The sequence below is a fragment of the Exiguobacterium sp. UBA3491 genome, from assembly GCF_002377745.1.
Taxonomy (GTDB): Bacteria; Bacillota; Bacilli; order Exiguobacteriales; family Exiguobacteriaceae; genus Exiguobacterium_A.
Genome location: NZ_DFQK01000020.1, coordinates 30,644 through 42,253, shown reverse-complemented (window position 1 = coordinate 42,253; position 11,610 = coordinate 30,644). Strand labels below are relative to the sequence as shown.

Here is an 11,610-nt window from a genome sequence, read left to right as displayed (position 1 = left end):
GAGGCGGTGGGGGTAGAATGTGATGCTTCTCGAAAAGCCGATATCGCATCACTCATCGAATGGACAGAGGAGCAGTATGGACAAATCGATGTCTTAGTCTATAATGCTTCGATTTTACATCAAGCATCTGTCCTTGAAGTCTCGGCAGAACAGATTACGAAAGAGTTCGAGATCGATGTTCTCGGTGCACTGCATGCCGCACAACTCGTTGCTCCTTCGATGCAGGAACGAAAAGACGGCGCCATCCTGATTACAGGAGGTGGCGCTGCGATGCAAGCAATCAAATCGTTACCAGGGCTTTCGATTGGCAAGGCAGGCGTTCGTCAAGTGACGCACATGCTCCATGATACGTTGAAGGAAGACGGTGTCTACGTCGGAACCGTCACGATTGCCGGAGAAGTGAAGCGTGGAACGGCACTTGATCCGAAAAACGTAGCGGAAGCGTTCTATACACTTTATACAAACCGTAACGAAGTAGAGACAGTTCTATCAGCAGACTAACTTATGAACAAGGTGACGTATGCGGGTTCGGACATTGACCGAATCCGTATTTTCATGGAAAGGAGAGAAATAGAAATGAGACGATCTGTATTCATAAGTCTACTTTTTTTATTCGTCCTCATCGGTTGTGCACCAGAAGAAACCGATCTGCTTGGCATCAAGCAACCAGACGATGAAAAGATTACGAAAGCGACGGTGCAACGCGTCATCGATGGGGATACATTAAAAGTGAGGCTAGCAGACGGGAAAACGGAGGATGTTCGTTTGTTGCTCGTCGATACACCGGAAACTGTTAAACCGGATACGCCGGTTCAACCTTATGGAACGGAAGCTTCAGCGTTTACAAAAGAGACATTACCGAGCGGGACAGCTATTCGGTTGGAGCGTGATCATTCCCGGACTGACCGATACGGACGACTGCTCGCATATGTCTGGTACGGAGATAAAATGTTGAATCAAGAGTTACTCCGAAAAGGTCTTGCGCGTGTGGCGTTCGTCTATGAACCAGACACACGTTATGTCGATGTGTTTGAACAGATCGAACAGGAAGCCAAGCAGGCAAAGAAGAAAATCTGGAAGCACGATGGCTACGTCACGAATCGCGGATTCAATGTTCAAGCGATTACAGAAACGAAATCCTGCGATATCAAAGGTAATATCAATCGGTCAGGTAAAAAAATTTACCATGTCCCGGGTGGTCAATCTTATAATGAAGTGAAGCCGGAGCAACGGTTCTGTACGGAGAAAGAAGCACAAGAAGCCGGATTCGTCCGGGCAACACGCTGATAAACGCAAAAAAGCCATCGCTAGCGATGGCTTTTATCTATCATACAGGTGGTGGCGGTGGTTGATACTGCTGTACGTTATCATCTTCATCAAAGGAGATCGTGACATCGGTGATTCCTTTAAGGATGCGAATTTGCAATTCGAGTCGATCTTTAATGTCGTCCGCTTGCGCAATTGTCAAGTTGGGATCAACTTCAATCTCCGTTTCGACATGGAAGTGATCTCCTTCCTTGATAACTTCAAGTTTTTCGATGTCCCGAACCGCTTCATCACGTAACAAGATTTCACCGATTTTGGCTGTCAGTACTTCATCAACCTCACCGAGCGCACCGGCAGCATTTTGAATAAAGACGTTGTAGACGACATAAAACATCATGAGTCCAATCAAGATGGATGCAATGCCTTCTGCTTGATAAAACGATGTATAATGCGAAATCAGGACAGCGATAATGGCGATGACGCCACCAAGAGTTGCGACAAGATCTTCCATGAAGACAAGACGTGTCGCCGGTTTGGCTTGTCCAAGATGGGCGAAGCTTTGACCAACAAGTGTCAGTCCGCTCGATTTGAGTCCCGTCTCATGTGCGATTTCTTTCATCGCTTTATAGAACACTCCGACTTCCAGTACGACACCAATGCCAAGTGCCGTCAGGATGATCCACAAACCACTCGTTTTTTCGCCAGGACCGTGTGTGATATGCAAGATGCCTTCCCGAATCGTCTCGTAAGCAAGCAATGCAACGACGATGATCGCAGCAAGTAAGACGAGATTCACAAGGCGACCAAAACCATTCGGAAACCGTTTCGTTGGTGCTTTTTTACTGAGAGCAGAACCGATGTAGACGAAGAACTGGTTCGCTGCGTCACCGATCGTATGCATCATTTCAGCGAACATCGCTACATTCCCAGTTAAGATATAGGCGACGAACTTGATCGCGGCAATGATCGTATTGACGATGGCGGCAGCAAGGGCTGACTTATTTCCGCGACGGATCAATGAGAAAAAAGTGGTCATGAGCGGTTCTCTCCTTGTCTACTCAAAATAGGTTAACCGCGTCCTGCTTGGAAAGACGGATAAAGTGTCATGCCACCGTCGGCAAAGAGTGTGATCCCTGTGACATAACTTGCTTCGTCAGATGCAAGCCATGCGGCAACGGCAGAAATCTCTTCTGGTTTCCCGATGTTGCCCATTGGAATCATGCTCTCGACTTCTTTGCGTTGTTCTGGATCTTCGAATTTTTCAGCGTTAATCGGCGTATTGATCGCACCAGGTCCAATCGCGTTAACCCGGATTCCTTTTGGTGCATACTCCATCGCAAGGGTTTGTGTCATCAATTTGACGCCACCTTTACTCGCAGCATAGTGGACGAATGTCGGCCACGGAATGATTTCATGCACACTCGACATATTGATGATACTACCTTTGACATCATGTTCGACGAAGTACTTCAGTGCTTCTCGTGCCCCGAGGAAAGCTCCTGTTAAGTTGACGTCGATGACTTTTTGCCAATCTTCGAGCGACATCTCGTGGGACGCTGACGGCATCTCGATTCCCGCGTTATTGACGAAAACATCCAACTGACCAAAGTGAGCCACCGTCTCTTTCACAAGGTTGATCATATCATCTTCCTTTGAGACATCCCCTTGGACGATAAAGGCTTCCCCACCTTTTTCTTGAATCGATTCAGCGATTTTTTTCGCTTCTTCCGGGTGGCTGCGATAGTTGATGACGACACGCATGCCTTCTTCTGCATAACGACGAACGATAGCTTCACCGATTCCCATTGATCCACCTGTTACAACGGCAACTTTTCCTTTTAAACTTTCATACATGATGCTTCACTCCTTCATTTATTGTTTCGTAAATCCAATCATGATTCCACCAGCAACGACTAAAATACAACCGATAATGACGAAGGTCATCTCTTTCTTCGTTTTCGTTTCTTTCAGCAAGAGGACGCCACCAATCGTTGAGATGACGACACCTGTTTGAGAAAGGGAGAAGCTTGTTGCGACTCCAACTTTTGCCGTAGCAAACAGTAAAGCGACGTTTCCGACAGCCCACATGAGTCCACCAACTATATTGCCAGCTGTTTTCTTCGTGAAGAGGTCTCCTTCTCGTAAAGAAAGAAGAATGGCGCTGACGACCATCCCGATCGCTTGTGGCAATACGGCTTCCCAGCCATTAATATCAAACCAGCGGGCGATGACGACGTATCCGACATATCCGACAGTCGAGATGAGGAGGAGCGTCAATCCTTTGCCGATATTCTCATCTTCTTTACTCTTATCTTCCTTATAAGACGTGAAAGCTGCTCCGGCAATGATCAATACAAGCGCACTGATTCCGAGAATCAAGGCAGTGGTCGTTGACCACTCGCCAAAAGCAAGAACACCGAACAACGATGTTCCGACGAGTTGCATCCCTGTTGAGATAGGCATCGTCTTTGAGACACCCATTTGACGAAATGCGGCAAATTGATTTTTTTGACCAAGTGCCCAAAAGGCACCAGAAAAGAATCCGGCAACCCAAGCGGTCGTAGACAGCTCTGGGCTGACAAAAAAGAAGGTGACGATCGCGAAAAGCAACGCACCCAGAGTCGTACCGATGATTTGTTGCGCCGTTGAACCTCCGATTTTCGAAACGACAAGCGGTAACGATCCCCACATCAATGCGGGAACGATGGCAATTAGAATATCAATCAAGTGTTTCACCTCTCCTTACTATTATCTCTCTACTTGAAGTTGTACCCCACAAGGCGTTAGGAAAAACCTTATGGTGTGAAGATGAATTATTCTGAAATAAAAAACGTCCACCGAGGTGGACGTGTACGGTCGTTTCATTTAGCGAAATGGTTCATCGGCGATCCGGACGATTTGTCGTCCAATCCGGCGACCGTTCCATAAAGCGATGACAGCGATCGTCAAGGAAATGCCCATGACGTCGTACTGCGTAAAATAATAGCCGAGATAACTAAAAGGCAGGCTGATGATCCCGACGAGCGAACTCGTCCACTGTCGGATTTTGAGTGACTCGATGTTCGCAACACGAGAGAACTTTTGTTGCTCCATGATCCGCCAACGTGTCGGTTCGCTTAAGGCATCGTTAACAAGACGCGGGAAGGCGAGCAATCGCGCGCCGTAAGAACCAGCAATCTGTAGGTAACGGTTTTGATTTTTCCCTTCGTCATCGAGCCAGCGTCGAACCATTGGTTTAGCGAGTTCCAGCAGGTTGATTTGCGGTGAAAGAATCTGAAGGATTCCAAGAATCGTTGATGCGGCACGTCCAAAGAAAGCAAACTCAGCAGGAAGCTGGATTGGTTCATTTCGGACGAGCAATTCGATATCGGATAAGACCTTCTCGATCAGTTTTGTATCCACGTTTTCCATATCACTTTCGAGATAGAACGTGACTGCTTTTTCAATTGCTTGTCGGATATTTTGCTTATTCGCATTTGGCAATAAGAATCGTAGATCTTCTAAACCATCGACGATCGCATCGTAATCCAATGTGACGAAGGACTGAAGAATCCGCTGGATCGCGCGCATATCATCGGGCGTCGTCGCTCCGATCATCCCAAAATCAAGCAAGACGATTTTGCCATCGGACTGGACGAGGACATTGCCTGGGTGCGGATCGGCGTGGAATTTCCCGCCGAACAATAATTGTTCCCCAGCGTTCAAGAAGAGATTACGTGCTAGTTCGTCACGATCAATCTGATGTTCCGCTAGATAATCGAGATCCGTGATGCGTGTCCCTTCGATCCATTCCATGACGAGCACCCGATTCGTGCAATGTTCTTCATAATAACTCGGGATATAGATGACGGGGTTCGTCTCATACATCTTTTTAAAGTAGAGACCGTTTTTTAATTCGGTCCGGTAATTCAATTCATCCCCGATGACGAAGACCATTTGGCGATATAAGCTTTGCAAATCAGTCGATTTGTTTAACGACGTCCGGCGCAACATGGCAATGACGATACGCATGGCACGGAAATCGGTTTTGATGATTTGTTCGATATTCGGTCGCTGGACTTTGATCGCGACTTTTTTACCATTTGATTTTAAGGTTCCGCTGTACACCTCACCAATCGAGGCAGAAGCGACAGGACGGGAACTGATATCCGAGATGATTTCTTCGATCGGCAGACCCCAATCCTCTTCGATGATCTTTCGTGACTCTCCAAGTTTACTTGAAGGCACTTTATCGACCAGTTCGGTCAGTTCCATCAAGACGGACGGAGGAAATAGATCGGCTCGAATCGATAAGAACTGACCGAGCTTGATCAATAATCCTTCTAACCGTAATGCTTTTTTCTTATAGTCACGCGCAATTCGGATCATGATGCGCTCAAATTCTTCATTGTTCGTACCTGGCCGGTTTTTCCGGGTGAATCGATAGATCGTAAAGATGTAACGTGCGAACATCGTCACGATGACGACGATGCGATAAAGCGCCCAACGTTTCATACGGTCACCTAGCTTCCTGTACAGTTTGTTTCAGTATAGGTTACTTTACCTAAAAACGTCACTCGCAAACGGTCGAAACGGTGACAGAAAATTAATGCTTTACGGAAACTAAAAAGAGAGTATAGTAAGTATTGGAATTTCTTTGTAGAAAGGTGAAATGTGCGCATGTCCTGGGACTTATTGAATATCATCGGCACGGTCGCTTTTGCGATGAGTGGCGCGATCGTCGCGATGGAAGAAAAATATGATTTATTCGGCGTTTGGTTACTTGCTTTGATCACAGCATTTGGTGGTGGTGCCATTCGTAATCTATTGATTGGTGTACCAGTATCTGCTCTCTGGTCGCAAGGTGGTCTCTTTTTAGTCGCGATTCTCGTTGCGTTGTTGATTTTCATGTTACCCCAGTTGTTCTTGCCGCACTGGACACGTTGGGGTGTCCTCGCGGATGCGCTCGGGTTGTCTGCGTTTGCGATTCAAGGCGCCCTGATGGCAACAGCAAAAGGACTGCCACTGTCAGCGACGATTTCGGCTGCTGTGCTGACCGGTGTTGGTGGTGGTGTGATTCGCGATTTGCTCGCAGGTCGGAAACCACTCGTCCTGCATAAAGAGATTTATGCGATGTGGGCTGTCATGGCTGCACTCGTGATTGATCGCTTCCAATTGACGAATCCCCTACATTTGTTCACATTGCTTGGACTCATCACGGTTTTACGTATGCTATCGTATTATTATGAATGGAATTTACCAGCACGACGGTTAGGGGGAGAATAAGTATGAAAGTATTCATTATGATTGGCGCGATCTCGATGATGCTATCGGTCGCACTAGGTGCATTCGGTGCACACGCCTTAAAAGATATGTTGACGGAGCGGATGCTCGCGAACTGGCAGACAGGCGTACTTTACCAGATGGTACACTCGCTCGGCATCCTAGCACTCGGAGGACTCTTATTAAAGGCATCGATCCCACAATGGTCATTGGCTGCATGGCTGATGCTCGCCGGAATCGTCTTCTTCTCAGGTAGTCTGTACGTCATGGCATTGACGAACGTGACGAAACTGGGTGCCATCACACCAATCGGTGGCGTCTTGTTCATCGCGGCGTGGATCTTTGTCGCAATTGGTGCCTATAAAGGATTATGAGAACGGACCGTGTTTCTTCACTCATGGAGAAACACGGTCTTTTTCATATGAAAAACGCCTACTCACGATAGAGTAGGCGTAGGTATTAAAACGGATTCACCGCTTTGTCGTTTGTGTTTTGTTTAGCTTCGATAATGCTTGCTCATAGCGATCCAGTACACGATCTGCAACCGGTTTCAGCTCTTTTGAAAGCACAGCGAATTGCAATTCACGCGATCGTGTCGATCGGTTCATAGCATTCCCCATGGTAATTCCTCCTTACGTCATTCAACTTACTGTTTTATAGCCGCAAGGAGTATATTCCCATGAGATATTTCAATCAAACGTCATTCAACACATTAAAGTGCAAAATGAGTATTTAATTGTTCACTTTCGAGACGGTTGCCGATGAAGAACTCACCGAACTCACCGTACTTCGCGCTGACTTCGTCAAAACGCATTTCATAGACGATTTTCTTGAACTGAAGAATGTCATCTGAGAAGAGCGTAACGCCCCATTCCCAATCGTCAAATCCAGTTGATCCGCCGATGATTTGCTGAATCTTCCCAGCGTAACTCCGACCGATCATCCCGTGACGATACATGAGCTCTTTTCGTTTCTCCATTGAGAGTGTATACCAGTTATCGCCATCGCGACGTGACTTGCTCATTGGATAGAAGCAGATGTGCTTCGCTTGTGGCAGGATCGGATAGAGGCGGTCACGCACGTATGGATTTTCGTATGGGTTTCCTTCGCCTGAACCACGGTACGTACCAAGCTCGACGACAGAGACATAAGAATATGTCGGAATCAAATAATCATAGAGATCGAGTTTCTGCATCTTGACTTCGACGTCTTGGATTTGTTCCATCGTAGGACGAAGAACCATCAAGACGAGATCCGCTTTTTGACCAATGATTGTATAAAGTGCGTGGCTTCCGTCTTTAGCTTCTTCCACCCCAGAAAGCTCTGCGAGGAAGGCTTGGAATTCTTCAATCATGCGCGCACGGTCTGTCGCGTCGACTTGTTTCAAGCGTGACCAATCGATTCGGCGGAAATCATGTAATGTATACCAGCCGTCGAGTGTTTCAGCGGCTTGTTGCGTAGCAGTCGGTTCAGATGTTTGGTGTTGCATGGGATGACCTCCTGAGTCTGAAATAATTTGTTTTTTCCATATCCTATCTTATCACATTCTATATAAAAGGCTTTGTCTAAAAAGGTTTTGTCCATGAGATCGTAACACATGAAAAAAGCAGGGAATGGGTAAAAGGAAAAAGGGACATTATTTTACTTGGAAAAGTCTCTGTACCATTCTTTAAAAGAACTGTAATAGTCAGTGAATATGGCTTCAGTGCTTTTGTTAGATAACTTTTTTGCAAATTGTTTTAACAACGATTGAGAACTGTGTATAATAAACGGTGGAAAAGAAAATGGATCAAATCGACGACGTCGTGTTTACTTAAAAAGGAGAGAAACTCATGCAATTATTCGATATGTTAGAACAAAAGATTAAAGCGCACCAACCAAAAATCGTCTTCCCAGAAGGAATTGACGCGCGTGTTCTTGGCGCAGCTGTTCGTTTGAAGAAAGATGGTCTCGTCACACCAGTCGTCATCGGACCACGTGTACAAATTGAAGAAACAGCAACAGCGAACGGCATCGATGTAACTGGACTTGATACGATTGATCCTGCTTCTTACGCTGGCATTGATGAGCTCGTCGCATCGTTCGTTGAGCGTCGTAAAGGGAAAGCAACAGAAGAGCAAGCACGTGCTGTCATCTTAAAAGACGTGAACACGTTCGGTACAATGCTCGTTCACACTGGACAAGCAGAAGGTCTCGTATCGGGTGCGATGCATGCGACAGGAGATACGGTTCGCCCGGCACTTCAAATCATTAAAATGCAAGAAGGCTATAAAAAAACATCTGGCGTCTTCATCATGGTTCGTGACGATGAGCAATACGTCTTCGCAGACTGCGCGATCAACATCGCACCTGATGCGAACGATCTAGCAGAAAACGCAATCGCATCTGCGAAAACAGCGAAAACATTCGGGATCGATCCGAAAGTCGCATTGCTCAGCTTCTCGACAAAAGGTTCAGCAAAATCACCAGAGACAGAGCGTGTTGTTGAAGCAACGCGTATCGCGAAAGAACGCGCACCAGAACTTGCAATCGATGGAGAACTCCAATTCGATGCAGCATTCGTTCCAAGTGTCGCGAAATCAAAAGCACCAGAATCAGATGTCGCGGGTCAAGCGAACGTCTTCATCTTCCCAAGTCTTGAAGCTGGAAACATTGGCTACAAAATCGCACAACGTCTTGGTGGCTTCGAAGCTATCGGCCCAATTCTTCAAGGTTTGAACAAACCGGTTAACGATCTTTCACGCGGTTGTAATGAAGAAGATGTCTACAAACTCGCAATCATCACGGCAGCACAAGCAGTCGAAGAACGCCAAGCCTAAGCACGGTGTGAAAAAGTCTTTACTTTTTCGGGAAACCCCGTACAATGGTACACATCACGAAAATCACGAAACGTAAACGTATAGCAACGCTCGTATAATAGTGGGAATTGGCCCACGAGTCTCTACCGGATCGCCGTAACGGTCCGACTACGGGTGGTGAGTTACTGCTCTCTTTTTTGGCGTACAGTGGCTGCCCCCGGGTAGCGGCTGTACGTTTTTTCGTTTTTAAAGAGGAGAATGCATGTATGAAACGTCTACACGATATGATTAATCAAGAGGGAATCGTCTTATCGGAGCAAGTATTGAAAGTGGATGCTTTTTTAAACCATCAGGTCGATCCAACCTTGATGTGGGAAATCGCTTATGAGTTCATGGATCGTTTCCAAGATGCCGGGATCACGCGGATTTTGACGATCGAAGCGGGTGGTATTGCCCCGGCAATGATGACGGCGCTCCGTTTAGGGGTACCGATGGTCTATGCCCGTAAGACGAAATCGGTCACATTGAACGAAGGAACGATTTCAGCTGAAGTCTTCTCGTTTACGAAACAACAGACGAGTACGATCACGGTCGCAGAAAAATATCTGCAACCGGGTGAACGTGTCTTGATCATCGACGATTTCCTCGCAAACGGAGAAGCGGCGTTTGGTCTCGCTCGTCTCGTTGAACAGGCAGGGGCAGAAGTCGCTGGATTTGGAATCGTCATTGAAAAGTCGTTCCAACCGGGACGTCAAAAACTGATCGAAGCTGGATTCCGTGTCGAGTCACTCGCGCGTGTTGAGTCATTGAAGGACGGAAAAGCGACATTCGTCGACTCGGTGACCGTATGAGACTATCAAACTTCAAAGCAGCCAGTCTCGGACTTCAGCATGTGCTTGCGATGTACACGGGAGCAGCTGTTGTTCCACTGATCGTCGGGAGTGCGATCGGATTGTCAGGAGAAGAACTTGCTTATTTAGTGGCGATTGATCTTTTCATGTGTGGCGTTGCGACCTTATTACAAGTACTCGTCACGAAATACACAGGTGTTGGTCTTCCCGTCGTACTTGGTTGTACCTTTACAGCAGTCGGTCCAATGATTGCGATTGGAAGTCTTCAAGGCATTACAGCGATTTACGGTGCTTTGATTGCCAGTGGGCTGATCATTCTCGTCATTTCAGGTTGGTTTAGTAAGATCGCGGTCCTGTTCCCACCGGTTGTCCTTGGTTCCGTCGTGACGATCATCGGGATTTCCTTGATTCCGGCTGCGATCAACGATATCGGAGGTGGACAGGGAGCGAAAGACTTTGGTGACTTACGTTACCTCGGACTCGCCGGATTAACGATTGTCTTGATTTTAATCTTGAATCGCTACGGTACGGTCTTCTCAAAAGCGGCAGCTGTCTTAATTGCTGTGATGATCAGTACACTCGTTGCATTTGGCATGGGAATGATCAACTTCAGTCCGGTGGCAGAAGCGTCATGGTTCCAAATGGTGACACCATTTTACTTCGGTGTACCGACATTCAATGCAACTGCCATCTTGACAATGACGCTCGTTGGTCTCGTCTCGATGGTTGAATCGACAGGTGTGTTCTTGACACTTGGTGAAATCACGGACCGTCGTTTAACGGATAAGGATCTAGCGCGTGGTTACCGAGCAGAGGGTGTCGCGACGATCGTTGGTGGTATCTTCAATAGTTTCCCTTACACGACCTATAGCCAAAACGTCGGTCTCGTTCAGTTGACTGGCGTAAAGACACGCAAAGTCATTTTATTTGCGGGTGGATTTTTGATCTTGCTCGGTTTCTTACCAAAAGTAGCGACGTTTACGACATTGATTCCAAAACCTGTTCTTGGTGGAGCGATGTTGATCATGTTCGGAACGGTCGCGGCAAGCGGGATCCGTATCCTATCACGGGTCGATTTTTCGAAGAACGAGCACGTCATCACGGTGGCACTCGCGCTCGGAATTGGTCTAGGAATTAGCATGAATCCTGAAATCGTAGCAGGTCTCCCATCACAAATTCGCGTTTTGACGGATAGCCCGATCGTCGCTGGTTCACTAACAGCATTGTTATTGAACGGGATCTTCCGATTGACCGGGAAGTCCGAAACAGCAGATGTGCCACTTGCTAAAGTTGAATAACAATTGTAACTTTCCGAAAGGAGCTATCCTGTATACTACATAGTAGCAGGTAGTTCCTTTTTTATACTGCTAACGTAATCAGAATATTCCGAGTATGTGGATTTAGTGAAAAATATACATTGAAAACGTTTACAA

The 11,610-nt window shown here is 46.8% G+C and carries 13 protein-coding genes and 1 riboswitch; of the genes, 7 read left to right on the top strand and 6 right to left on the bottom strand.

Translation table 11 applies throughout. The features are described from left to right. On the top strand, positions 1-501 hold a 501-nt coding region (locus tag B4F99_RS06785; protein WP_290756175.1), incomplete at its 5' end, for an SDR family oxidoreductase. Between the two features lie 75 nt (positions 502-576). Then, on the top strand, positions 577-1,287 hold the full coding sequence (locus B4F99_RS06780; protein ID WP_035411464.1) for a thermonuclease family protein: 711 nt from the start codon (positions 577-579) through the stop codon (positions 1,285-1,287). Between the two features lie 40 nt (positions 1,288-1,327). Here the strand turns inward: B4F99_RS06780 and B4F99_RS06775 are convergent, their stop codons facing one another. The 4 genes from B4F99_RS06775 to B4F99_RS06760 all read right to left on the bottom strand — a co-directional run bounded on the left by B4F99_RS06775 (position 1,328) and on the right by B4F99_RS06760 (position 5,760). Further along, positions 1,328-2,302, bottom strand: coding sequence for a cation diffusion facilitator family transporter (locus tag B4F99_RS06775; protein ID WP_214856255.1), 975 nt, complete (start codon positions 2,300-2,302; stop codon positions 1,328-1,330). 32 nt (positions 2,303-2,334) lie between these two features. Beyond that, positions 2,335-3,120, bottom strand: a complete 786-nt coding sequence (locus B4F99_RS06770; RefSeq protein WP_035411459.1) for an SDR family oxidoreductase — start codon at positions 3,118-3,120, stop codon at positions 2,335-2,337. 18 nt (positions 3,121-3,138) lie between these two features. Further along, positions 3,139-3,990, bottom strand: a complete 852-nt coding sequence (locus B4F99_RS06765; protein ID WP_290756188.1) for a GRP family sugar transporter — start codon at positions 3,988-3,990, stop codon at positions 3,139-3,141. Positions 3,991-4,131: 141 nt separating this feature from the next. Further along, positions 4,132-5,760, bottom strand: a complete 1,629-nt coding sequence (locus B4F99_RS06760; protein WP_290756172.1) for an ABC1 kinase family protein — start codon at positions 5,758-5,760, stop codon at positions 4,132-4,134. 165 nt (positions 5,761-5,925) lie between these two features. Between B4F99_RS06760 and B4F99_RS06755 the strand changes: the two genes are divergently transcribed. Together B4F99_RS06755 and B4F99_RS06750 are read left to right on the top strand one after the other, a co-directional pair. After that, positions 5,926-6,531, top strand: coding sequence for a trimeric intracellular cation channel family protein (locus B4F99_RS06755; protein WP_023466752.1), 606 nt, complete (start codon positions 5,926-5,928; stop codon positions 6,529-6,531). Between the two features lie 2 nt (positions 6,532-6,533). Then, positions 6,534-6,902: a DUF423 domain-containing protein gene (locus B4F99_RS06750; RefSeq protein WP_023466753.1), complete on the top strand. Its 369-nt coding sequence runs from the start codon at positions 6,534-6,536 to the stop codon at positions 6,900-6,902. A 96-nt stretch (positions 6,903-6,998) separates the two neighbouring features. On the opposite strand, the gene B4F99_RS06745 is transcribed toward B4F99_RS06750, so the two are convergent. Both B4F99_RS06745 and hemQ read right to left on the bottom strand, forming a co-directional pair. Then, positions 6,999-7,148 (bottom strand): hypothetical protein, encoded by a 150-nt coding sequence (locus B4F99_RS06745; RefSeq protein WP_023466754.1) that lies wholly within the window; start codon positions 7,146-7,148, stop codon positions 6,999-7,001. A gap of 92 nt (positions 7,149-7,240) precedes the next feature. Then, positions 7,241-8,017 carry a hydrogen peroxide-dependent heme synthase gene (gene hemQ, locus B4F99_RS06740; RefSeq protein ID WP_290756170.1) on the bottom strand — a complete coding sequence of 259 codons (777 nt, stop codon included), beginning with the start codon at positions 8,015-8,017 and terminating at the stop codon, positions 7,241-7,243. A gap of 343 nt (positions 8,018-8,360) precedes the next feature. Between hemQ and pta the strand changes: the two genes are divergently transcribed. From pta to B4F99_RS06725, 3 genes are all read left to right on the top strand, one after another. Further along, on the top strand, positions 8,361-9,347 hold the full coding sequence (pta, locus tag B4F99_RS06735) for a phosphate acetyltransferase (RefSeq protein WP_290756168.1): 987 nt from the start codon (positions 8,361-8,363) through the stop codon (positions 9,345-9,347). 70 nt (positions 9,348-9,417) lie between these two features. Then, a riboswitch (purine riboswitch) is annotated at positions 9,418-9,517 on the top strand. A 75-nt stretch (positions 9,518-9,592) separates the two neighbouring features. After that, on the top strand, positions 9,593-10,177 hold the full coding sequence (locus tag B4F99_RS06730; RefSeq protein ID WP_290756166.1) for a xanthine phosphoribosyltransferase: 585 nt from the start codon (positions 9,593-9,595) through the stop codon (positions 10,175-10,177). Next, complete coding sequence (locus tag B4F99_RS06725; RefSeq protein ID WP_290756164.1) at positions 10,174-11,475, top strand: nucleobase:cation symporter-2 family protein; 1,302 nt, start codon at positions 10,174-10,176, stop codon at positions 11,473-11,475. Before B4F99_RS06730 ends, B4F99_RS06725 begins: the two co-directional genes overlap by 4 nt. Positions 11,476-11,610 lie beyond the last annotated feature (135 nt).

Bases quoted from the DNA above. Each gene is read 5' to 3' on its own strand.
- B4F99_RS06780 (WP_035411464.1), top strand. From the start codon at position 577: ATGAGACGATCTGTATTCATAAGTCTACTTTTTTTATTCGTCCTCATC.
- B4F99_RS06775 (WP_214856255.1), bottom strand. From the start codon at position 2,302: ATGACCACTTTTTTCTCATTGATCCGTCGCGGAAATAAGTCAGCCCTT.
- B4F99_RS06770 (WP_035411459.1), bottom strand. From the start codon at position 3,120: ATGTATGAAAGTTTAAAAGGAAAAGTTGCCGTTGTAACAGGTGGATCA.
- B4F99_RS06760 (WP_290756172.1), bottom strand. From the start codon at position 5,760: ATGAAACGTTGGGCGCTTTATCGCATCGTCGTCATCGTGACGATGTTC.
- B4F99_RS06755 (WP_023466752.1), top strand. From the start codon at position 5,926: ATGTCCTGGGACTTATTGAATATCATCGGCACGGTCGCTTTTGCGATG.
- B4F99_RS06750 (WP_023466753.1), top strand. From the start codon at position 6,534: ATGAAAGTATTCATTATGATTGGCGCGATCTCGATGATGCTATCGGTC.
- B4F99_RS06745 (WP_023466754.1), bottom strand. From the start codon at position 7,148: ATGGGGAATGCTATGAACCGATCGACACGATCGCGTGAATTGCAATTC.
- hemQ (WP_290756170.1), bottom strand. From the start codon at position 8,017: ATGCAACACCAAACATCTGAACCGACTGCTACGCAACAAGCCGCTGAA.
- pta (WP_290756168.1), top strand. From the start codon at position 8,361: ATGCAATTATTCGATATGTTAGAACAAAAGATTAAAGCGCACCAACCA.
- B4F99_RS06730 (WP_290756166.1), top strand. From the start codon at position 9,593: ATGAAACGTCTACACGATATGATTAATCAAGAGGGAATCGTCTTATCG.
- B4F99_RS06725 (WP_290756164.1), top strand. From the start codon at position 10,174: ATGAGACTATCAAACTTCAAAGCAGCCAGTCTCGGACTTCAGCATGTG.